Below are 21,515 nucleotides of genomic sequence, written 5' to 3'. Positions count from 1 at the left end.
AACGCCATGCGCACTGCTCTCTCCTTATCCATGGCAGCCACCCTGGTCGCTTGCGGCGGCAGCGGCTACGGCGGCGGCGACATGCCGGTCGCACCGCCGCCGGTGGTCAGCAACACCATGTTCACCGTCACCAGCCTGGTGACCGACAGCGGCACCGCCGCCGCCCACACCGACGCCAAACTGATCAACCCCTGGGGCATCGCCTTCAATCCCACCGGCTTTGTCTGGGTGGCCAACAACGGCAGCAACAGCTCGACCCTGTATGACGGCAACGGCGTGCCGCAGTCGCTGGTGGTGGCCACGCCGGACGCGCCGACCGGCATCGTCTACAACGGCAGCAGCGACTTCAAGATCACGCAAAACGGCGTGACGGCGGCCAGCCCGTTCATCTTCGCCGGCGAGAACGGCAGCATCTCGGCCTGGTCGCCGACGGTCAACCGCAACAATACGGTAACGGCGGTCGATGGCGCCGGCACGCAGGTCGTGTACAAAGGACTGGCGATCGCCGCCTACAACGGCGCCAATTACCTGTATGCGACCGACTTCCATCATGGCCGCATCGACGTCTACGACGCCGCGTTCAACAAGGCCACGCTGCCGGGGGCCTTCCAGGACGCCACGCTGCCGGCCGGTTACGCGCCGTTCGGCATCCAGGCGGTCGGCGACCGCATCTACGTCAGCTACGCGCAGCGCGCCACCACCGGCGACGATGACGTCAAGGGCGCCGGCCTGGGCGCGATCGATGTCTTCGACACGGCCGGCAACCTGGTCAAGCAGCTGGTGAAAGGCGGCGCGTTGAATGCGCCGTGGGGCATGGCGGTGGCGCCGGCCAACTTCGGCACCTACAGCGGCAAGCTGCTGGTGGCGAATTTCGGCGATGGCAAGATCAATGCCTATGACGCGGCCAGCGGCGCCATGAGCGGCACCGTCAGCAAGGCCGACGGCAGCGCGGTGACGATCGATGGCCTGTGGGGCATCGCCTTCGGTCCCGGCGTGAACAGCCAGCCCACCAACACCCTGTTCTTCACCGCCGGGCCGGGCGACGAAGCACACGGCCAGTACGGACGGATCGATATGATGTGAGCAGCTATAAAAGTGACAAATGTCTCTAGGTGGCCGAGCGATGGCAGATTATTATTCTCATGCCTTTTGAGAAATTTAAATTTCCATACAACAACAACCTGGGATACGCCATGAAAACCACCAAACTGCTTCAAGCTGTCGCCGTCGCCGCCCTGCTGGCCAGCGGCTCCGCCGCGCACGCCGCCACCGAACTGCTGACCAACGGCAGCTTCGAGTTGAACGCGCAGCCCAACAACAGCTGGAACATCTACAGCAACCTGACCGGCTGGACCGGTGGTGCTTATGGCATCGAACTGCGCAACAACGTCGAGGGCGTGGCGTCGAACGGCTTCAACTTCGTCGAGCTGGATACCTCGGCCAACAGCTCCATGAGCCAGACGGTCAACACGGTGCTGAACCAGCACTACACGCTGACGTTCGATTTCCAGGATCGCGTCAACGTGCCGACCTCGTCCCAAGGCCTGCAGGTAAGCTGGGGCGGCAATACGGTGGCGACCGTGAACAACTCGTTGGGCGGCGGCTGGCAGACGGTCACCTACACGCTGATCGGCACCGGCCATGCGGAAACGCTGAACTTCCAGGCGGTGGGCGCCAGCGACGGCCTGGGCACCTCGCTGGACCACATTTCGCTGACGTCCGCCGTGCCGGAACCTGAAACCTACGCCATGATGTTGCTGGGCCTGGGCATGGTGGGCGCCGTCGCCCGCCGCCGCAAGCAATAAGCCAGGCTACAGGCGGGCGCGCAGGTCTTCGACCGAGGCGCGCCACGCCTCGTAGTGTTCGCTCTCTTCCCACAGCGCGCGCAGCTCGGACTCCTCCGACAGGATGCGCTCCAGCGCGCGCGCTGCCTTGTCGGCCAGGTCGGCGCGCGGCTTGGCCTTCGGCTTGCGCGCCGCCACCCATTCATCGACGGATGCGCTGTCTTCGCTGCGCGGACCGCCCTTGCCTTGCAGGCGCGCCAGCACTTCGATCGCCACCAGCGCTTCGGCGGCAAACGGCGCATCGAGTTCGCCCGGCGTGTCCAGCGCGGTGTTGAGGGTGTCTTCCACCGCGTCCAGATTGCCTGTTTCGTGCAGGTCCTCCGCCCAGTCCTGAGCGTAGTCATTGCCGAATGCGTCTACCGCCCATGTACCCATGCCTGCTCCTTATGCTTTGGCGGGCTTGACGAGCGGCGCGTCTTTTTGCGTCTTCACCACCTGCATCGCGGTGGCGATCAGGCCGCTCATATCGCCCAGATTGGCCGGTATGATAATCGAATTATTGGTCTTGGCAAGCTGGCCGAAGGCGCCGACATATTGTTCCGCCACCTTGAGGTTGACCGCATCCTCGCCGCCCGGCTCGCGGATCGCTGCGCCGACCTGGCGCAGCGCCGAGGCATTCGCTTCCGCCAGCGCGACAATCGCCGCCGCCTGGCCCTGCGCGCGGTTGATGGCGGCCTGCTTGTCGCCTTCGGAACGGGCGATCTGCGCTTCGCGTTCGCCGCTGGCGATGTTGATCTGCTCCTGCTTGCGGCCTTCCGACGCCGCGATCAGCGCGCGCTTTTCACGCTCGGCGGTGATCTGCGCCTGCATCGCGTGCAGGATCTCTTTCGGCGGCGTCAAGTCCTTGATCTCGTAGCGCAGCACCTTCACGCCCCAGTTGGCGGCCGACTCGTCGATCGCGTTGACGATGGCGGTGTTGATGTGCTCGCGCTCCTCGAAAGTCTTGTCCAGTTCCATGCGGCCGATAACGGAGCGCAGCGTGGTCTGCGCCAGCTGGGTGATGGCGGCGATGTAATTGGACGAGCCGTACGAGGCGCGCATGGCGTCGGTGATCTGGAAGTACAAAATGCCGTCCACCTGCAGTTGCGTGTTGTCGCGCGTGATGCAGACCTGCGGCGGCACGTCGAGCGGAATCTCCTTCAGCACGTGCTTGTAGGCGATGCGGTCGACAAACGGAATCACGATGTTGAGGCCCGGCCCCAGCGTGGCGTGGTATTTTCCGAGACGCTCGACCACCCACGCGTGCTGCTGCGGCACCACGTTGATGGTTTTGAAGACGAATACCAGCGCCAGAATAAACAGGATGAAGGTGACGTTACCGATACTGATGTCCATGTAGTTCTCCGTGAGTGAATCTTAAGCCGCCACGATCAGGCGGCTGCCGCGTACTTCGCGTATCGTGTACTGGCCGGGCGTGGCGGCGGCGCCCGGCGCCAATTCCACGTCCCACAGCGCGCCGCGATACATCACGCGCGCTGCGCCATCCTGCCATGCCGGCACGTGGACGGTTTGACCGATGTCGAGGTTGACGTTGGGATCGCGCTCGGCCTGCACGCGCTCCTGCTGGCGGCCGTAGCGGCTGCGGCGCAGCGCCAGGGTGGCGGCGCTGCCGACCAGCGCCGCCACCAGCAGCGCCACCGCTTCGCCGAATCCCAGCGCTGCGGCAAGCGCACCGGCCGCCAGGCCGATGGCGATCATCAGCAAATAGAACGTGCCGCTGAACAGTTCCAGTATCACCGTCACACCGGCGGCAGCCAGCCAGTAGCTCCAGTCAGCCATGATGCTCTCCTTTCAAATGCAAAAACCCTCGCTTCCCGGAATGGGCTGCGAGGGTTTTTGCTACTGTACAAATGGTATTGATAGAGTTTTTTGCTACTAAATTCGATAACTCCAGTCTATACCATTTACAGCGTGCGTCAACACTTTATTACTTCTGCAGGCTGGCCAGTTTCTGCCAGGTGTCGATCACCGAGTCCGGGTTCAGCGACATCGATTCGATGCCCTGCTCCATCAGCCAGGCGGCGAAGTCCGGATGATCCGATGGCCCCTGGCCGCAGATGCCGATGTACTTGCCCTGCTTGCGGCAAGCCTGGATCGCCTGCGACAGCAGCGCCTTGACAGCATCGTCGCGCTCGTCAAAGTCGGCCGCCAGCAGCGCCATGCCGGAATCGCGGTCCAGGCCCAGCGTCAGCTGGGTCAGGTCGTTGGAACCGATCGAGAAGCCGTCGAAGTGCTCCAGGAAGCGCTCCGCCAGAATCGCGTTGGATGGCACTTCGCACATCATGATCAGGCGCAGGCCGTTCTCGCCGCGCACCAGGCCGTTTTTGCCCAGCAGGTCCACGACTTTTTCAGCCTGGCCCAGCGTACGCACGAACGGCACCATGATCTCGACGTTGGTCAGGCCCATGTCGTTGCGCACGCGTTTCATGGCGGCGCATTCCATTTCGAAGGCGCCGGCGAAGTCGGCGGCCAGGTAGCGCGCCGCGCCGCGGAAGCCCAGCATCGGATTTTCTTCATCCGGTTCGTAGCGCGAACCGCCGATCAGTTTCTTGTACTCGTTGGACTTGAAGTCCGACAGGCGCACGATCACTGGTTTCGGCCAGAACGCCGCAGCGATGGTGGCGATGCCCTCGGCCAGCTTGTCGACGTAGAAGGCTTTCGGCGAAGCGTGGCCGCGTGCGACCGACTCCACTGCTTTCTTCAGGTCGGCGTCGATGTTCGGATATTCCAGGATCGCTTTCGGGTGCACACCAATATTGTTATTGATGATGAACTCCAGGCGCGCCAGGCCGACGCCGGCGTTCGGCACCGACTGGAAGTCGAACGCCAGCTGCGGATTGCCGACGTTGAGCATGATCTTGGTCGGCAGCTTGGGCAGCTCGCCGCGCGCCACTTCGGACACTTCGGTTTCCAGCAGGCCGTCGTAGATCTTGCCCTCATCGCCTTCGGCGCAGGACACGGTGACGAAGGTGCCGTCTTTCAGCACTTCGGTCGCATCGCCGCAGCCGACCACCGCCGGCACGCCCAGTTCACGCGCGATGATCGCCGCGTGGCAGGTACGGCCGCCACGGTTGGTGACGATGGCGGAAGCACGCTTCATCACCGGCTCCCAGTTCGGGTCGGTCATGTCGGCCACCAGCACGTCGCCTGGCTGCACGCGTTCCATGTCGGCCGGATCGTGAATCACGCGCACCGGACCGGCGCCGATCTTCTGGCCGATGGCGCGGCCGGAGGCCAGCACGGTGCCGCTCGATTTCAGCTTGAAGCGCTGCTGCACGTCGGTCGCCTTCTGCTGCGACTTGACGGTTTCAGGACGCGCCTGCAGGATGTACAGCTTGCCGTCGCGGCCATCCTTGCCCCACTCGATATCCATCGGACGGCCGTAGTGGTTCTCGATGATGACCGCGTACTTGGCCAGCTCCACCACTTCCTCGTCGTTCAGCGAATAGCGGTTGCGCAGCTCGACCGGCACGTCGACGGTCTTCACCGAACGGCCAGCCTTGGCTTCGCTGGTGAATTCCATCTTCAGCAGCTTGGAGCCGATGTTGCGGCGGATGACAGGCGATTTGCCTTTTTCCAGCATCGGTTTGTGGACGTAGAATTCGTCCGGATTGACCGCGCCCTGCACCACCGTCTCGCCCAGACCATAGCTGGAGGTGACGAACACCACGTCCTTGAAGCCGGACTCGGTGTCGATGGTGAACATGACGCCGGCGGCGCCCAGGTCGGAACGCACCATGCGCTGCACGCCGGCCGATAGCGCCACTTCGGCGTGGGTGAAGCCCTTGTGTACGCGGTACGAGATCGCGCGGTCGTTGTACAGCGAAGCGAAGACGTGCTTCATCGCGTCCAGCACGTTGTCGATGCCGACCACGTTGAGGAAGGTCTCCTGCTGGCCGGCGAACGAGGCATCCGGCAAGTCTTCGGCGGTGGCCGAGGAGCGCACGGCGAACGACATTTCGGTCGACGAATCGGCCACCAGTTGTTCGTAATAGGTCTTGATCTCGGCTTCCAGGCGCGGCTGGAACGGCGTGTCGACGATCCACTGGCGGATCTCGGCGCCGGCCTGCGCCAGCGAGCGCACGTCGTCGATGTTCAGATCCGACAGGCGGTCGGCGATACGGTCGGCCAGCGACTTGCCACCGGCCACGCTGTGCGACAGGAAGTCGCGGAAAGCCTGGGCCGTGGTGGCAAAGCCGCCCGGCACGCGCACGCCGGCGCCGGCCAGCTGGCTGATCATCTCGCCGAGCGAGGCGTTCTTGCCGCCGACGGATTCGACATCCGTCATGCGCAAGTGTTCAAACGAGGCAACGTAGACCGCTTCGTTGTTTTGCTCCTTCAATGCTGCGTTGGACATAATTACACCTTTTTGATGATAGAAATCTTCCAGCAAGGCGCAGACTTGTTTCTTGTTATTCTGTTCGTCGTGCAGCACAATCTTACCTATGGCGATTATTCTACAGCCTGTGGCGCGAATTGACGATTCACAATACCGATAGCCTCCTCTACATGACACAAGAACAACGACAACCCCTGCCCTCCGCCGCCCGCACCGTCTTCTTCGTATCCGACGGCACCGGCATCACCGCCGAAACCTTTGGTCACTCCGTGCTGACCCAGTTCGAGCTGCGCTTCCGCCAGGTGCGGCTGCCGTTCATCGACACGCTGGACAAGGCGCACGACGCGGTGCGCAAGATCAACGAGGCGTTTGCGACTGATGGTCAACGCCCGATCGTCTTCTCGACGCTGGTGCACACGCAGCTGTCCGATGTCATACGGCAATGCAAAGGCATGTATATGGACATGTTCCAGACCTTTGTTGCCCCACTGGAACAAGAACTGGGCGTGAAGTCGACCCATACCATTGGCCGCTCGCACAATATCGTCGACAGCGAGGAGTACAAGAACCGCATCGAGGCAATCAACTTCTCGCTGGCGCATGATGACGGGCAGTCGCACAAGAATCTGTCGGAGGCCGATGTGATCCTGGTGGGCGTGTCGCGCTCGGGCAAGACGCCCACCAGTTTGTATCTGGCGATGCAGTATGGGATCAAGGCGGCCAACTATCCGCTGATTCCGGACGATTTCGAGCGGGGGCGGTTGCCGTCGTCGCTGTATGAGTTCAAGGCGAAGATTTTCGGGCTGACCATTACGCCGGAGCGCTTGACCGAGATCCGCAACGAGCGGCGCGCGGGCAGCAAGTATGCGGCGTTGGAGAATTGCCGCTATGAGGTCAACGAGGCCGAGGCGATGATGAAGCGCGAAGGCATACGCTGGCTGTCGTCGACCACCAAGTCGATTGAAGAGATTTCCACCACCATCCTGCAGGAAATCAAGCCGGACCGGCGCGAGTACTAGCGCAGCCCCGCACGGCCAGGTGGGGTCTGACCCAGGGTCCGGATAGGGCTCCGCCCGCCAGTCCTGCGGACTGGCCCCCTAAGTGGTAACGCGAGTGTCGTAGCTAAAGCGTGCGGGTTAAACGCGTGCCGGATCCGTTTCGCGCGCGTACACGCGATGCTGCCCCAGCACGGATCTGAACCGCTCCAGGGCTTCCGCAACGTCGCCGGGTTCCGCGACGATCACCCCGGGGTCCGGCACCCCATGCGCCAGCTTGCGCGGGATCTTGGCCGCCTTCAGCAACTCCCCACCGCTGCCCAGCGCCAGAAGCGGCTTGCCGTGCCGGTATTGCAGCTTCACGAATTCCAGCGCACTGGCGTCACGGCTCAACGCATCGCGCGCATCCGCGCAGTCGGGAACAATCACGCCATCCCACAACACCGACGGCCCGGTCTCCAGGCTGATCTCCACATCCAGCGGCGCATCGGTGTACGAGGCCAGCGCGCCGATCTTCTGCCCCACAAGGCGCGGCACCGCACCCTGGTCCAGCAGCGCCGCATACAGCTTGCGCACCTGCACACCGTCCACCCCGGCCGCCACCAGCAACGCCACGCGTTTCGTGCGAATACCGACATTGCCGGGCCGCGCGAACAGCGACAGCGCCGACGACGGCGGATAATCATACGGCGGCCGGTCCGTGGCCGGTGGCAGCGGTGGCGGCACTTCCATGCCCAGTCCATCGGCCACGGCGGCGGCCAGCCCGGCGTCGATATTCGCCAGCAAGGCCAGCGTGCGACGGCGGATGGCCGGCGTCTGCACCCGCGTCAGCTCGAAGCGGAAGGCGCCGATGATGTGGCGCTGCTCGGTCACGCTCTGGCTGATCCAGAACAGGCGCGCCTGCGAATAGTGGTCGGCAAACAGCTCCGGCTTGCCGCGCACCTCGTTGCCCTGCGACGGCTCCGGCACGCTGACGAAACCGCGCGCGCCGGCCTGAAACGGACAGCCGCCGGCCAGCGAATTCGGCTCGTAACTCACGCGCCCACGGTTGATCTGCTGCCGATGAATGCCGTCGCGCTGATTGTTATGAATCTGCGCCACCGGCGTGTTGATCGGGATCTCGTGGAAGTTGGCGCCGCCCAGGCGGCTGATCTGCGTGTCGATGTACGAATGGATGCGCCCTTGCAGCAGCGGATCGTTGGTGAAGTCGATGCCCGGCACCACATGCGCCGCGCAGAAGGCCACCTGCTCGGTCTCGGCGAAGAAGTTGTCCGGATTCCGGTCCAGCACCAGCTTGCCGACGGTGCGTACCGCCACCATCTCCTCCGGCACGATCTTGGTCGGATCGAGTACGTCGAACGGGAACTGCGCCGCCTGTTCCTCGGTGAAGATCTGCAGGCCCAGCTCCCACTCGGGGAACTGGCCGCTATCGATGGCTTCCCACAAATCGCGGCGATGAAAGTCCGGATCGGCGCCGGTCAGCCGCGCCGCTTCGTCCCACACCAGCGAATAGGTGCCGGCCAGCGGCGTCCAGTGAAATTTGCAGAACACCCATTCGCCCTTGGCGTTCACCAGCCGGAAGGTGTGCACGCCGAAGCCCTGCATGGTCCTGTAGCTGCGCGGGATGGCGCGGTCGGACGTATGCCACATCAGCATGTGCGCGATTTCGGGACTGAGCGAGGCGAAGTCCCAGAACGTGTCATGCGCGCTGGCCGCCTGCGGCATGCCGTTGTGCGGCTCCGGCTTGACCGAGTGGATCAGGTCCGGGAACTTCATCGCATCCTGGATGAAGAACACCGGCATGTTATTGCCGACCAAATCCCAGTTGCCGTCATCGGTGTAGAACTTGACGGCGAAACCGCGCACGTCGCGCACCGTGTCGGCCGAGCCGCGTTCGCCGGCAACGGTGGAGAAGCGCACGAACACCGGCGTGCGCTTGCCGACGGCGGCGAATGGCGCGGCGCGGGTGATGGCGCGCAGGTCGTCATAGCTTTCGAAGTAGCCATGGGCGGCCGAGCCGCGCGCGTGCACCACGCGCTCGGGAATACGCTCGTGGTCGAAGTGCGTAATTTTTTCGCGCAGGATGAAGTCTTCCATCAGCGTCGGGCCGCGCAAGCCGGCTTTCAGGGAGTTCTGGTTGTCGGCGACCGGGACGCCCTGGTTGGTGGTCAGCTCGCGCGCCGTGTCGTCGACACGCACGCGGTCCAGCGGACGGTTGATGGCGTTGTCGCCGATGTCGGGCTGGCCGTCGCCGACCTTTTCGGAGGCGATGGTTTCGGTGCTGGTGCCGGCGGTCGCGATGGGCGTCGGCGCCGCATGCGTTTCACCGGTATGCGGCGTGTAGGCCGCCTCGCCGTATTCCAGCGCCTTGGTGGCGTTGAACGGACGCTCGGCGGCCAGCTTTGCGTCGCCGGCGACCTTCTCCAGCAACTGGTCTGAAATGGGATTCGACGGACCGAGTCGCGACGGATGCGGCGGTGTGGCAGGTCCGGCGACTGTACTCAGGATGGAACCGGCGCCGTCCACCACGCCACCGTTGTTCTTACGTTTAGCCATGTCGCACCTCGAATGTGGGCGCCTCCCCGGCGGGAGGCAGGGCATCGAGTGTGCGACGGTTAAGGCTGAGTGTGTTTGATCAGCCTCAATCCGGGGTCAGTTCTGCCATTGGTACATGAGCCCGTGTGCGATTGGCAGAACTGACCCCGGTTTTAGAAGAAGTGCTGCCAGTCGGCCAGCCAGGCGGGGAAGTCTTCGACCGGCATCGGTTTGGCGATGTAGTAGCCCTGGGCGTAGGTGCAGCCCAGGCTTTGCAGGAAGTCCCAGTCCTGCTTGGTCTCGACGCCGACCGCCACCGAGCGCCGGTCCAGGCTGCGCGCCAGGCCGAGGCAGGAGCGCAGCACGGTGCCGATCGCCGCGCGCTTGGAGGCGCCGTCGACGAAACTGCGGTCGATCTTCAGCTCCGAAAACGGAATGCGCGCCAGCAGTTGCAGGTTGCTGCGCCCGGTGCCGTAGTCGTCGATCGCCAGGCCGAAGCCTTTCATCCGCAGCCGCAGCAGGCGTTCGAGGAAGTGCGGGTCGGTGCTCAACACCGCCGATTCGGGCATTTCGAAGGTGATGTAGTCGGCCATGATCTGATGCCGTTCCAGGCAGGCCGCGATCTGCTCCATGAACTGCGGATGCGCCAGCGTGGTCTGGTCGACATTGATCGACACCGATATCGGCACGCCGCGGTCATGCAGCGTACGGCAGGCCAGCACCGATTTTTCGATCATGGTCCAGTCGAGGAAGTCGACGCGTCGCGCCGCTTCCAGCGCCGGCATGAACGACGCCGGTCCCAGTACGCCATACAGCGGATGGCGCCAGCGCGCGAACATCTCCAGGCCTTTCACCTGGCCGGTTTCCAGTTCGATCTTCGGCTGGAAGAAGGGATCGAATTCGCGGTTCTGCAAGCCCTGCCCCACTTCGGCGAACGACAGCGCCGGCGCCGGTTCGTGCGCGCCTTGCGCTTCGCCCGGTTGCAGGTAGTTCTGGATCAGCGCCACCAGGCGGCTGCCGATGACCGGTTTGCCGATCGCTCCCAGCACGTTGACGCCATATGCGTCGGCCATGGTCTCCACCGAGAACAGCACGGCGTTGGTCTGCGCGCCGACCACGATGACGCCGGCGCGGCATTGGGCTTCGCCCAGGCGCCGTATCAGTTCCAGCGCATCCATGCCCGGCAGGGCCAGGTCGATGATGGCGATGTCCACCGCCGGCGTGATGCCGGCATTGAAGTGGCGCAGCGCGGTGTGGCCGTCCGGCGCCTGCGTGATCCGGCCGACGCCGAGATGCACCAGGATGTCCGCCAGCGCGTGGCGTTGAACCTGATCTCCTTCGGCTACCAGAAAGTGCAACTGCGCGATGTCCATGACGGCTCCTAGGTGTGCTTAGGCCTGATTCTGCCTTACTTGCTCGAAAAAGCAAACCGCGGCGCAGGCGGCGACGTTGAGCGACTCCACCTGGCCCAGGTGCGGTATCACCACCTGGTGCGTCGCCATCGACAGCAGGTCGTCCGCCACGCCCTGCCCTTCGTGGCCGAACAGCCAGGCGGTCGGCGCGCGCAGGTCGACGTCGTACAGGCGCTGCGTGGCGTAGCCGCTGGTGGCCAGGGTCTGCACCTTGGCGCCGCGTACCAGTTCCGCCAGGTCGACATTTTCGAAAATATCCAGCACGAAGTGCGCGCCCATCGCCGCGCGCAGCACTTTCGGCGACCAGCAGAACGCGGTGCCGGCGCTGCAATAGACTTGCGTGATGCCCGCCGCCGCCGCGCTGCGCAGGATGGAGCCGACGTTGCCGGGATCCTGCACGCCGTCCAGCAGCACCGCCGACACGCTCACCGGCGCCGTCACCGCGCGCTCCGGCGTGGCGATCAGGAACATCACGCCGACGCCATGTTCGACCTGGCTGACGGCGTTGTACAGCGCATCCGGCAGCGCCAGCACGTGCGCGCGCTGCGCTTCCAGCTGGCCGATGATGTCCATCACTTCAGGATTCTGCAGCGAGCCTTCGCTGACCACGCACTGTTCCGGCAGGCCACGCAGTTGCAGGTAGGACTGGCACAGGTGCACGCCGTCCAGCAGCGTGCGGCCGGACTTGCGGCGCGCCTGCGAGCTGCCGGCCAGCTTGACCAGTTCCTTGTATTGCGCGTTGTCGCGCGAGGTAATCGTCTTCACAGTTTCACCTCCAGCAAGGCGCGCACCGGCGCGAAGGAACGACGGTGCACCGGCGACGGCCCGTGCTCGCGCAGGCGTTCCAGGTGCAGCGCGGTGCCGTAGCCCTTGTGCTGGTCGAAGCAGTATTGCGGATACTGCGCGTGCAGCGTCACCAGCGCGGCGTCGCGCGCGGTCTTGGCCAGGATCGAGGCGGCCGAAATCGCATCCACCTTGTCGTCGCCGCCGACGATGGCGATGCTCTGGATTTTCATCACCGGGCAGCGGTTGCCGTCGATCAGGGCCAGCGTCGGCACGGTGCTCAGCGCTTCCACCGCGCGGCGCATCGCCAGCATCGACGCCTGCAGGATATTCAGCTTGTCGATTTCTTCTTCCGATGCCTCGGCAATCGCCCACGCCAGCGCGTGCTGCTTGATCAGCGGCGCCAGCATGTCACGCTTGGCTTCGGTCAGCTTTTTCGAGTCGCGCAGGCCTTCGATCGGGCGCGAGACGTCGAGGATGACGGCGGCCGCGAATACCGGGCCGGCCAGCGGACCGCGACCCGCCTCGTCGACGCCGCAGATGATTTCATCGGGCGATGCCGGCAGGTCGTCGAACAGGCCCAGAGTTTGATTCTTCACTTTGCTCTTTCAATGACGCGCAGCACGGCGGCTGCGCTTTCCACCGCGCTGTTGCGCAGCAGGCTGTGATGCATGTCGGTGAACCGCTGCGCCAGGCGAAGGCGGTGCGGCGCGTCGCTCAGCTGCTTCCACATCGCTTCGGCCAGCGCTTCCGGATTGGCGGCGTGCTGCAGCAGTTCCGGCACCAGGAATTCGCGCGCCAGGATGTTCGGCATGCCGATCCACGGCTGGTAGCCGAAGTGGCGCAGGATCTGCCATTCCAGTTCCATCATCTTGTAGGCGATGACCATCGGCTTCTTGAACAGCGCCACCTCCAGCGAGGCCGTGCCGGACGCCACCAGCACCGCATCGGCGGCAGCGATCGCGGTGTGCGACTGGCCGTCCAGCAGCTGGATCTCGACGTCCTGCAGGCCGGCCTGCGCCACCAGTTGCAGGAAGTAGGCGCGCTGGCGTTCGCCGGCCATCGGCGCGATAAAGCGCAGCGTGCGGTCGCGCGCCTTCAGCAGTTTCGCCGCCTGCACGAACGCCACGGTGTTGTACTTCAATTCGGACATGCGGCTGCCCGGCATGATGGTGACCACGTTGCAGTCTTCCGGCATGCCCAGCGCGCGGCGCGCGGCGCCTTCGTCAGGCGTCAGCGGAATCAGCTCGGCCAGCGGGTGGCCAACATAGCTGACCGGCACGCCGGCCTGCTGGTAGATCGCTTCCTCAAACGGGAAGACCACCAGCATGTGCGACACCGCCCGGATTATTTTCTGGATGCGGCCACCGCGCCAGGCCCAGATCTGCGGACCGATGTAGTGGATGGTCGGGATGCCGGCCGCCTTCAGCTGCTCTTCCAGCCCCAGGTTAAAGCCCGGATAGTCGGCGCCGATGAAGGCCGCCGGACGCTCGGCCAGCAGCTGGTCACGCAAGGTGTTCTGGATGCCTTTCAGCTCGCGGTAGCGCATCAGCACCGGCAGCAGGCCGCGCACCGTCAGCTGGTCCATCGGCCAGTGCGATTCGAAGCCCTGCGCCATCATCTGCGGGCCGCCGATGCCGTGGAAGCGCGCATCCGGCAGGTGCGGACGCAGGCCAGAAAGCAAACGAGCCGCCAGCATGTCGCCGGACGGCTCGCCCGCCACCAGGGCCAACGACAGCTTGTCAGCGGACGATGCCACGGCTCGCGGTATCGAGGAACTCGCGCATGGCGCGCATGTGCAGCGCCACGTCCGCCGGTACCGACGCCTCTTCGGCGATCAGCGCCGCCTTGGCTTCTTCCAGCGTGTGGCCGGAGCGGTAGATGATCTTGTAGGCGGCGCGGATGCCGTTGATCTGCTCGCGCGTGAAGCCGCGGCGTTTCAGGCCTTCGATGTTGACGCCGTGCGCCTGCGCCGGATTCCCGTTCAACAGCACGAACGGCGGCACGTCCTGGGTCAGCGAGGTGCTCATGCCGACAAACGCGTGCGCGCCGATCTTGCAGAACTGGTGCACATTGGCGAAGCCGCTCATGATCACCCAGTCGCCGATTTCGACGTGGCCGGCGATCTGCGCGTTGTTCGAGAAGATCGTGTTGCTGCCCACCACGCAGTCGTGCGCCAGGTGGACGTAGGCCGAAATCCAGTTGTCGTTGCCGAGCGAGGTCACGCCCTTGTCCTGCACCGTGCCGGTGTTGAAGGTGCAGAATTCGCGAATGGTGTTGCGGTCGCCGATGGTCAGGCGGGTCGGTTCGCCGTTCCACTTCTTGTCCTGCGGCGCGGCGCCGATCGACGAGAACTGGAAGAACTTGTTGTCGCTGCCGATGGTGGTGTGGCCTTCGATGACCACGTGCGGGCCGACCACCGTGCCGGAACCGATGACGACGTTGGGACCGACCACGGAATACGGGCCGATCTCCACGCTGTCGTGCAGTTCGGCCTTGCTGTCGACGACAGCGGTGGCGTGTATCTTGGCCATGGTTACTGTCCTGCGGCAGGCTGCGACGCGTCGGCCGCGTTACGGATGGTGCACATCAGGTCCGCTTCCACCGCGGTCTGGCCGTCGACCGAGCCGACCGCCTTGTATTTCCAGATGCCGCGCGATACGCGCACGATTTCGATGTCCATCTTCAGCTGGTCGCCAGGACCGACCGGACGCTTGAAGCGCGCGTTGTCGATGCCGACGAAGTACACCACCGAATTCTCGTCCGGCTTGATGCCCATGGTCTTGAACGACAGCAGCGCCGCCGTCTGCGCCATCGCTTCGATCATCAGCACGCCCGGCATCACCGGCTTGTGCGGGAAGTGGCCGTTGAAGAATTCTTCGTTGACGGTGACGTTCTTGATGGCGGTGATCGACTTGTTCTCTTCGTACGACAGCACGCGATCGACCAGCAGCAGCGGATAGCGGTGCGGCAGGTAGGACTTGATCTCGCAGATGTCCATCGTCTTGGAGGTTTCAGGCTGGGTAGTGGTCATGATTCGTTATTCTCAGTTTTGGTCTTGATGATTTTTTCCAGCGCGCGGATACGCTCGCGCATGGTCGACAGATTGCGGACGATCGCCGCCGACTTTTCCCACTCGGCGTTCTTCGCCAGCGGATAGAAGCCGGTGTACTGGCCCGGTTCCAGGATCGAGCGCGACACCATGCTGCCCGAGCCGACGTGCACCTTGTCGACGATGGTCAGGTGGCCCAGCACCATGGCCGCGCCGCCAAAGGTGCAGTACTTGCCGATCTTCGCGCTGCCGGCCACGCCGACGCAGCCGGCCATCGCCGTGTGCGCGCCGATATGGCAGTTGTGGCCGATCTGGATCTGGTTGTCCAGCTTGACGCCATCCTCGATGATGGTGTCGGCCAGCGCGCCGCGGTCGATGCTGGTGTTGGCGCCGATGTCGACGTCGTCGCCGATCATCACGCGCCCGGTTTGCGGAATCTTGATGTAGACGCCGCCCTCGTTGGCGAAGCCGAAACCGTCGGTGCCGATCACCGCCCCCGAATGCAGGATGCCGCGCTTGCCGATCTGGCAGCGCGCGTGGAAGGTGACGTTGGCGAAGAAGTGCGTGTCGGCGCCGATCACGGCGTCGCGGCCGATGTAGCAGCCGGCGTCGATCACGGCGTTCTCGCCGATCACCGCGCCCTCCTCAATCACCACGCGCGCGCCGATGTGGGCCGACGGCGCCACCTTGGCGCTGGCCGCCACCACCGCCGTGGCGTGCACGCCCGGCGCCGGCGCCACCGCCGTCAGCGATTCGAAATACTGCGCCGCGCGGGCGAAATACACATACGGGTTGGCGACGACGATGCGCGCGCCGCTGAAACCGGCGGCGATGAATGCGTCGTCGGCGGCCGACACGATCAGTGCCGCCGCCTGGCTCTGCAACGCCTCGGCGCGCAGTTTGCTATTGCTGAGAAAGCTGATGTGCGAAACGCCGGCTTCCGCCAGTGGCGCGATCCCGGAGACTTCCAGGTTCGCGTCGCCCACCAGCTGTCCGCCCAAGCGTTCGACCAATGCTCCTAGTCGAGTGCCCATCGGGAGATCCAATCTTGGTTATTACTTGTCTTTGTCCAGTGCGCTCAGCACCTTGTCGGTGATGTCGATGCGCGGGCTGGCCCAGACCGCGTCCTGCAGCACGATGTCGAAGCCTTCGACATTGGCCAGCTGCTTGATGATCTTGGTGGCCTTTTCCGAAATCGCCTGGCGCTCCTCGTTGGTGCGCTGGCTCAGGTCTTCGCGGAACTCGCGCTGGCGGCGCTGGTATTCCTTGTCCAGCTCAAACACGTCGCGCTGGCGCTTGACGCGGTCGGCCTCGCTCAAGGTCGGGGCGTCGGCTTCCAGCTTTTCGGAGGCGGTCTTCAGGCGCGCGCCCATCTCGTTCATCGCCTTTTCGCGGCTCTTGAACTCTTCCTGCAACTTCTCGCCGGCCAGCTTGGCCAGCTTCGATTCGTTGTAGATGCGTTCCGGGCTGATCCAGGCAATGCGCGACGCCGAGGTCTGCGCCTGCACCGGCGCCAATGCACACCAGCCTAGTGCAAGCACGGCGAGATATTTGGTCATGGTTGCGGATGCAGTCTTCAACATGTTTCTCCGAAATAAAAATTGATACTTACAGGCATCATCAAGCTTAGAAGCCCGTACCCATCTGGAACTGGAAGCGTTCCAGGCGGTCGCCGGTCTTGGCGTTCAACGGCTTAGCATAACTCAGTTTCAGCGGACCCACCGGCGAAATCCAGCTGATGCCCAGACCGGTCGAGTAGCGCAGCTCGGAAGCGCGCATCTTCTGGCCTTCCTGGTACACCTGGCCGCTGTCGAGGAAGCCGAACCAGCGCAGGCTGCGGTCCTGGCCCGAGCCAGGGAACGGCAGCTGCAGCTCGGCATTGCCGATCAGGCGCGAGGCGCCGCCCAGCGCATCGCCGTAGGTGTAGTCGACCGCGCCCAGCGAGGAGCTCAGGTAGCCGCGCACCGAACCGATACCGCCGGCGTAGAAGTTCTTGAACACCGGGTAGCTGCTGTTGCCCAGGCCGTGGCCGTAGTCGATCTCGCCCTTCAGGGCCAGCGTGACTTTCGAGAACAGCGGCTTGTACCACTGGTGTTCGTACACGGCGCGGTAGTATTTCTGCTGGCCGACGACGTCCAGCTCCAGGTTGGCGCGCTGGTAGCGGCCGATGGTCGGCGTCACCGCCGAGTCGCGGCTGTCGCGGGCCCAGGCCATGGTCAGCGGCACGGCATTGGTGGAAGCGGTGCCGATACCGTTGGCGATGCCGGTAATGGTCGTCACGTATTCGCGGAAGCGGGTCGGCGAGGTGGCGTCGGTGGTGATCTTCGAGCGTTCCAGGCCGATGCCGAAGAACACGGTGTCGACTTCCGAGAACGGCACGCCGTAGCTGATGCGGCCGCCCTGCTGTTTAATGGTGTACGAACCGATGTTCAGCGCCGGCGGCTGTTGCGTACGCAGATACAGCTCGTAGCCGCGCGAGACGCCGTCGTCGGTGTAGTACGGATCGGTCTGCGAGAACGAAATGGTGCGGCTGTATTTCGAGGTGTTCAGCTCCAGGCCCACGGTGGTGCCGGAACCGGCGAAGTTGGCCTGCTGGATCGCCGCCTGGAACGAGAACTTCTCCGACTGCGAGAACGCGCCGCCGATCTGGAAGTTGCCGGTCGGGCGTTCGGTCACGGTCAGGTTGACGTCCACCTGGTCCGAGGTGCCCTGCGCTTCCGGCGTGTCGACGGTGACGTCCTTGAAGTAGCCCAGCCGGTCGACGCGGTCGCGCGACAGCTTGATCTTGTTGGCGTCGTACCAGCTCGACTCGAACTGGCGGAACTCGCGGCGGATCACTTCGTCGCGGGTCGAGGTGTTGCCGGCGATGTTCATGTGGCGCACGTAGGCGCGCTTGCCCGGATCGATGAAGAAGGTGAACGCCACTTCGCGTTTTTCGCGGTCGATGTTCGGATCGGCGTTGACGTTGGCGAAGGCGTAGCCGAAGGTGCCCAGGCGGTCCGAAATCAGCTTGTTGGTGGCGGTCAGCAGCTCGCCCGAATAGATCGCGCCTTTGCGCAGCAGCACCAGCTGGCGCAGCTCTTCCTCGCGGCCGAAGGTCTCGCCTTCGAACTTGATGCCGGATACCTTGTACTGCTCACCCTCGGTGATGTTGATGGTGATGTAGATGTCTTTTTTGTCGGGCGTGATCGAGACCTGGGTCGAGTCGATGTTCATCTCGATGTAGCCGCGATTCAGGTAGAACGACTTGAGCGACTCGATGTCGCCGGTCAGCTTGGTCTTGGAGTACTGGTTGGCCTTGGTGTACCAGCTGAACCAGCCGCCGGTGTTGAGCGCCAGGTTTTCCTTCAGCTCCTTGTCCGAGAACACCTTGTTGCCGACGATGTTGATCTCTTTGATCTTGGCGACTTCGCCCTCGTCCACTGCGAAGGTGATGTTGACGCGGTTGCGCTCCAGCGGCGTGACGGTAGTGACCACCTTGACGCCGTACAGGCCGTGCGACAGGTACTGGCGCTTCAATTCCTGCTCGGCGCGGTCGACCGAGGCCTTGTCGAAGATCTTGGCTTCGCCGACGCCGATGTCCTTCAGCGCCTTGACCAGCGTGTCCTTTTCAAATTCCTTGGTGCCGGTGAAATCCACCTTGGCGATGGCCGGGCGTTCCTCGACCAGCACCACCAGCACCTGGCCGTCCTTTTCCAGCTTGACGTCCTTGAAGAAGCCGGTAGCGTACAGCGCCTTGATGGCGGTGATCGACTTGTCGTCGTTGAAGGTCTCGCCGACGCGCACCGGCAGATAGCTGAAGACCGTACCGGCTTCCGTACGCTGAATGCCTTCGACGCGGATGTCTTTGATGACGAAGGGCTCGACGGCCAGCGCGCTGCCGCTGCACAGTGCCAGGACAGCGGCGCCGATCAGGCTGCGGCGCAAGGAAGTGGAAGTAATACGGTCAGAATATCTTTTCATCGGGTTCAATGGCTAATCAACGAGAACTACACAGTTACAGCTACAGCAGCCGGGCGACGTCGTTAAACACCGCCAGCAGCATCAGGGTCAGTAACAACCCCATGCCCAGGCGCTGCGCAATTTCACCAACGCGCTCCGGCACAGAACGCCCAGTTAAAACTTCCAGCGAATAATACAGCAAATGCCCCCCGTCTAGAACGGGAATCGGCAGCAAATTCATCACGCCAAGACTGATGCTGATGAAGGCGATGAAGCTCAGGTAGTACTCCATCCCCATTCGCGCGGTCTGGCCGGCATAATCGGCAATGGTGATCGGTCCCGTGACGTTTTTCAGCGAGACCTCGCCGGTGACCATTTTGGCTATCATTTTCAGCGTCATGGTGCAGGTTTCCCACACCCGTTGAACCGCCTTGACCAGCGCCGCCACAGGGGATGATGCCACCTTGATCATATCCGGGCGGTTTGCGATCTCCGCGTTGATCTTACCGACTGTTACAGTTCCTTTGCCGGATTTTGCCTGTGCCGCTTCCGGCACCACGCTGACCGTCACCGGCTGGCCGGCACGCTGCAGCGTCACCAGCACCGCCTGGCCGGGCGCGGCGCGTATCCGATCGATGAAGGCCGGGCTGTCGCCGACCGCCACGCCGTCCACCGCAACCAGCAGGTCGCCCGCCAGCAGGCCGGCGCGTTCGGCCGCGCCGCCAGGCAGCACCTGCAGCACCACCGGCGGCGGCCGCGCCACGCCGATGCCCAACTGGCCCGGCACGTCGCCTTCGAGATTCAGGCCGGCCAGCAGCTCGGCCGGCAGCGTCAGGCTGACGTGGCCCTGGCCCGGACGTTCGACCGCCACCCGCGCCGCATGCTTGTCGATGGCCGACTGCACGAACTGCCAGCGCAGCTCGGACCACACGCGCACTGGCTGCTCGTTGACCGCCACCACCACGTCGTTGTTGCGCAGGCCGGCCTGCCAGGCCTTGGCGTCGGCCTGCACGCTGATCTTGCTGCTGGGTTCTTCGACGCCGTGCATGAACAGGCCGGCGTACAGCAGGATGGCGATCAGGAAGTTGGCCAGCGGGCCGGCGGCCACGATGGCGATGCGCTTCCAGACGTTCTGGCGCGTGAATTCGCGTTGCAAATCCGCTTCCGGCAGGCCGGCCAGCTCGCCCTCGCGGGCGTCCAGCATCTTGACGTAGCCGCCCAGCGGCAGCGCGGAAATCGCCCACTCGGTCTGGTCCGGGCCGAAACGGCGCGACCACACCACCTTGCCCATGCCGACCGAGAAGCGCAGCACCTTCACACCGCACCAGCGCGCCACCAGGTAGTGTCCCAGCTCGTGGATCGTCACCAGGGAGCCGAGGCAGAAGGCGAACGCCAGCACGGTTTGCAGGAAGTTCATGGGGCCAGTCCGGCGATGATGGTGTCGGCGGCGGCGCGCGCGGCGGCGTCCTGCGCCAGCACCGCTTCGATGCTGTGGGCGGCGCCGTGCGGCAGCTGTTCGACCACCTGCGCGATCACGCGGTCGATCTGGCGGAAGCCGATCTTCAGGTCGAGGAAGGCCTGCACCGCCACTTCGTTGGCGGCGTTCAGCAGGGCCGGCGCGGTGCCGCCGGCGCGCAGCGCGTCGAACGCCAGCGCCAGGCACGGGAAGCGCGCGAAGTCCGGCTTCTCGAATTGCAGCGTGGCGATCTGCGTCAGATCAAGTTGCGCCACGCCGGAGGCGATGCGCTCCGGGTAGGCCAAGGCGTGGGCGATCGGCGTGCGCATGTCCGGGTTGCCCAGCTGCGCCAGCACCGAGCCGTCGACGTAGGACACCATCGAGTGGATCACCGACTGCGGGTGGATCACCACTTCGATGCGGTCGGCCGGGGCGCCGAACAGCCAGTGCGCCTCGATCACTTCCAGGCCCTTGTTCATCATGGTGGCCGAGTCGACCGAGATCTTGCGCCCCATCGACCAGTTGGGATGCTTGCAGGCCTGCGCCGGCGTCACCGCGTCCAGCGTGGCGACGTCGCGCGTCAGGAACGGGCCGCCGGAAGCGGTCAGCAGGATCTTGGCCACGCCGGCCGCGTCGTCGCGCACCGCCGGCACGCGGCCGCCGAACTGCGGCATCGACTGGAAGATGGCATTGTGTTCGCTGTCGATCGGCAGCAGCACGGCGCCCGATTCGTGCACGGCGTCCATGAACAGCTGGCCGGACATCACCAGCGCTTCCTTGTTCGCCAGCAGGATCTTCTTGCCGGCGCGGGCGGCGGCCAGGGTCGGCGCCAGGCCGGCGGCGCCGACGATGGCGGCCATCACGCTGTCGACTTCGGGCGCGCTGGCGATGCTGCACAAGGCCTGCTCGCCCCACGCCACATCGGTCTTGACGCCGGCCGCGCGCAGCAGCGCCGCCAGCTGGTCGGCGGCGGCGGCGCTGCCGACCACCGCGCGCGCGGGACGGAACTGCACGCACTGCGCCGCCAGTTCGTCGACGCGGCTATGCGCGGACAAGGCGTAGACGGCGTAGCGCTCGGGATGGCGCGCCACCACGTCCAGCGTCGATACGCCGATCGAGCCGGTGGCGCCTAAAACGGTAATACGTTGCATGGGAAT

Annotated in this window: 19 protein-coding genes; 3 read left to right on the top strand and 16 right to left on the bottom strand. The window is 64.4% G+C overall.

Annotation, left to right across the window (positions count from 1 at the left end; all coding sequences use genetic code 11):
- Positions 1-6 precede the first annotated feature (6 nt).
- Together GJ698_RS00635 and GJ698_RS00630 are read left to right on the top strand one after the other, a co-directional pair.
- The gene (locus tag GJ698_RS00635) at positions 7-1,083 is read left to right on the top strand and encodes a TIGR03118 family protein (protein WP_154355663.1); all 1,077 of its coding nucleotides are present in this window, start codon (positions 7-9) and stop codon (positions 1,081-1,083) included.
- A gap of 110 nt (positions 1,084-1,193) precedes the next feature.
- Positions 1,194-1,805: a PEPxxWA-CTERM sorting domain-containing protein gene (locus tag GJ698_RS00630; protein ID WP_154355662.1), complete on the top strand. Its 612-nt coding sequence runs from the start codon at positions 1,194-1,196 to the stop codon at positions 1,803-1,805.
- Between the two features lie 6 nt (positions 1,806-1,811).
- Here GJ698_RS00630 and GJ698_RS00625 read toward each other — a convergent pair whose 3' ends face one another.
- The 4 genes from GJ698_RS00625 to ppsA form a co-directional block, all read right to left on the bottom strand.
- Complete coding sequence (locus tag GJ698_RS00625; RefSeq protein WP_154355661.1) at positions 1,812-2,219, bottom strand: DUF4259 domain-containing protein; 408 nt, start codon at positions 2,217-2,219, stop codon at positions 1,812-1,814.
- 9 nt (positions 2,220-2,228) lie between these two features.
- Positions 2,229-3,179 carry an SPFH domain-containing protein gene (locus GJ698_RS00620; protein WP_154355660.1) on the bottom strand — a complete coding sequence of 317 codons (951 nt, stop codon included), beginning with the start codon at positions 3,177-3,179 and terminating at the stop codon, positions 2,229-2,231.
- A 21-nt stretch (positions 3,180-3,200) separates the two neighbouring features.
- Positions 3,201-3,623 carry an NfeD family protein gene (locus tag GJ698_RS00615; RefSeq protein ID WP_154355659.1) on the bottom strand — a complete coding sequence of 141 codons (423 nt, stop codon included), beginning with the start codon at positions 3,621-3,623 and terminating at the stop codon, positions 3,201-3,203.
- Positions 3,624-3,771: 148 nt separating this feature from the next.
- Complete coding sequence (gene ppsA / locus GJ698_RS00610) at positions 3,772-6,201, bottom strand: phosphoenolpyruvate synthase (RefSeq protein ID WP_154355658.1); 2,430 nt, start codon at positions 6,199-6,201, stop codon at positions 3,772-3,774.
- 152 nt (positions 6,202-6,353) lie between these two features.
- Between ppsA and ppsR the strand changes: the two genes are divergently transcribed.
- On the top strand, positions 6,354-7,202 hold the full coding sequence (gene ppsR, locus GJ698_RS00605) for a posphoenolpyruvate synthetase regulatory kinase/phosphorylase PpsR (RefSeq protein ID WP_154355657.1): 849 nt from the start codon (positions 6,354-6,356) through the stop codon (positions 7,200-7,202).
- Positions 7,203-7,319: 117 nt separating this feature from the next.
- Here the strand turns inward: ppsR and GJ698_RS00600 are convergent, their stop codons facing one another.
- From GJ698_RS00600 to ispC, 12 genes are all read right to left on the bottom strand, one after another.
- Positions 7,320-9,734 carry a catalase gene (locus tag GJ698_RS00600; protein WP_154355656.1) on the bottom strand — a complete coding sequence of 805 codons (2,415 nt, stop codon included), beginning with the start codon at positions 9,732-9,734 and terminating at the stop codon, positions 7,320-7,322.
- A gap of 152 nt (positions 9,735-9,886) precedes the next feature.
- Positions 9,887-11,086: an EAL domain-containing response regulator gene (locus GJ698_RS00595; protein ID WP_154355655.1), complete on the bottom strand. Its 1,200-nt coding sequence runs from the start codon at positions 11,084-11,086 to the stop codon at positions 9,887-9,889.
- Positions 11,087-11,104: 18 nt separating this feature from the next.
- The gene (locus tag GJ698_RS00590; protein WP_371865084.1) at positions 11,105-11,890 is read right to left on the bottom strand and encodes a TrmH family RNA methyltransferase; all 786 of its coding nucleotides are present in this window, start codon (positions 11,888-11,890) and stop codon (positions 11,105-11,107) included.
- Entirely contained in the window at positions 11,887-12,507 is a 621-nt protein-coding gene (gene rnhB / locus GJ698_RS00585) for a ribonuclease HII (RefSeq protein ID WP_371865083.1), read from the bottom strand. Before rnhB ends, GJ698_RS00590 begins: the two co-directional genes overlap by 4 nt.
- A complete protein-coding gene (gene lpxB, locus GJ698_RS00580; RefSeq protein WP_371865082.1) occupies positions 12,504-13,667 on the bottom strand; it encodes a lipid-A-disaccharide synthase in 1,164 nt (387 codons plus the stop codon). Before lpxB ends, rnhB begins: the two co-directional genes overlap by 4 nt.
- On the bottom strand, positions 13,651-14,442 hold the full coding sequence (lpxA, locus tag GJ698_RS00575; RefSeq protein WP_154355654.1) for an acyl-ACP--UDP-N-acetylglucosamine O-acyltransferase: 792 nt from the start codon (positions 14,440-14,442) through the stop codon (positions 13,651-13,653). Before lpxA ends, lpxB begins: the two co-directional genes overlap by 17 nt.
- Before the next feature lie 2 nt (positions 14,443-14,444).
- Positions 14,445-14,942 carry a 3-hydroxyacyl-ACP dehydratase FabZ gene (gene fabZ, locus GJ698_RS00570; protein WP_154355653.1) on the bottom strand — a complete coding sequence of 166 codons (498 nt, stop codon included), beginning with the start codon at positions 14,940-14,942 and terminating at the stop codon, positions 14,445-14,447.
- Positions 14,939-15,994, bottom strand: coding sequence for a UDP-3-O-(3-hydroxymyristoyl)glucosamine N-acyltransferase (lpxD, locus tag GJ698_RS00565; protein ID WP_154355652.1), 1,056 nt, complete (start codon positions 15,992-15,994; stop codon positions 14,939-14,941). Before lpxD ends, fabZ begins: the two co-directional genes overlap by 4 nt.
- 21 nt (positions 15,995-16,015) lie before the next feature.
- Positions 16,016-16,519, bottom strand: coding sequence for an OmpH/Skp family outer membrane protein (locus GJ698_RS00560; protein ID WP_154355651.1), 504 nt, complete (start codon positions 16,517-16,519; stop codon positions 16,016-16,018).
- A 67-nt stretch (positions 16,520-16,586) separates the two neighbouring features.
- Complete coding sequence (gene bamA, locus GJ698_RS00555) at positions 16,587-18,923, bottom strand: outer membrane protein assembly factor BamA (protein ID WP_154355650.1); 2,337 nt, start codon at positions 18,921-18,923, stop codon at positions 16,587-16,589.
- Between the two features lie 40 nt (positions 18,924-18,963).
- Positions 18,964-20,319, bottom strand: coding sequence for an RIP metalloprotease RseP (gene rseP, locus GJ698_RS00550; RefSeq protein WP_154355649.1), 1,356 nt, complete (start codon positions 20,317-20,319; stop codon positions 18,964-18,966).
- Entirely contained in the window at positions 20,316-21,509 is a 1,194-nt protein-coding gene (gene ispC / locus GJ698_RS00545) for a 1-deoxy-D-xylulose-5-phosphate reductoisomerase (protein WP_154355648.1), read from the bottom strand. The genes rseP and ispC overlap by 4 nt, the downstream gene beginning before the upstream one ends.
- Positions 21,510-21,515: the final 6 nt, after the last annotated feature.

It is taken from the genome of Duganella aquatilis, assembly GCF_009674565.1.
In the GTDB taxonomy this organism is placed as follows: Bacteria; Pseudomonadota; Gammaproteobacteria; order Burkholderiales; family Burkholderiaceae_D; genus Rugamonas; species Rugamonas aquatilis.
This window is presented reverse-complemented; position numbering and strand designations above follow the sequence as displayed.

Coding starts and splice junctions, on each gene's coding strand:
- ispC (WP_154355648.1), bottom strand. CDS start 21,509: ATGCAACGTATTACCGTTTTAGGCGCCACCGGCTCGATCGGCGTATCG.
- GJ698_RS00560 (WP_154355651.1), bottom strand. CDS start 16,519: ATGACCAAATATCTCGCCGTGCTTGCACTAGGCTGGTGTGCATTGGCG.
- lpxA (WP_154355654.1), bottom strand. CDS start 14,442: ATGGCCAAGATACACGCCACCGCTGTCGTCGACAGCAAGGCCGAACTG.
- rseP (WP_154355649.1), bottom strand. CDS start 20,319: ATGAACTTCCTGCAAACCGTGCTGGCGTTCGCCTTCTGCCTCGGCTCC.
- lpxD (WP_154355652.1), bottom strand. CDS start 15,994: ATGGGCACTCGACTAGGAGCATTGGTCGAACGCTTGGGCGGACAGCTG.
- GJ698_RS00630 (WP_154355662.1), top strand. CDS start 1,194: ATGAAAACCACCAAACTGCTTCAAGCTGTCGCCGTCGCCGCCCTGCTG.
- bamA (WP_154355650.1), bottom strand. CDS start 18,923: ATGAAAAGATATTCTGACCGTATTACTTCCACTTCCTTGCGCCGCAGC.
- GJ698_RS00625 (WP_154355661.1), bottom strand. CDS start 2,219: ATGGGTACATGGGCGGTAGACGCATTCGGCAATGACTACGCTCAGGAC.
- GJ698_RS00620 (WP_154355660.1), bottom strand. CDS start 3,179: ATGGACATCAGTATCGGTAACGTCACCTTCATCCTGTTTATTCTGGCG.
- ppsA (WP_154355658.1), bottom strand. CDS start 6,201: ATGTCCAACGCAGCATTGAAGGAGCAAAACAACGAAGCGGTCTACGTT.
- fabZ (WP_154355653.1), bottom strand. CDS start 14,942: ATGACCACTACCCAGCCTGAAACCTCCAAGACGATGGACATCTGCGAG.
- GJ698_RS00595 (WP_154355655.1), bottom strand. CDS start 11,086: ATGGACATCGCGCAGTTGCACTTTCTGGTAGCCGAAGGAGATCAGGTT.
- GJ698_RS00615 (WP_154355659.1), bottom strand. CDS start 3,623: ATGGCTGACTGGAGCTACTGGCTGGCTGCCGCCGGTGTGACGGTGATA.
- GJ698_RS00600 (WP_154355656.1), bottom strand. CDS start 9,734: ATGGCTAAACGTAAGAACAACGGTGGCGTGGTGGACGGCGCCGGTTCC.
- ppsR (WP_154355657.1), top strand. CDS start 6,354: ATGACACAAGAACAACGACAACCCCTGCCCTCCGCCGCCCGCACCGTC.
- GJ698_RS00635 (WP_154355663.1), top strand. CDS start 7: ATGCGCACTGCTCTCTCCTTATCCATGGCAGCCACCCTGGTCGCTTGC.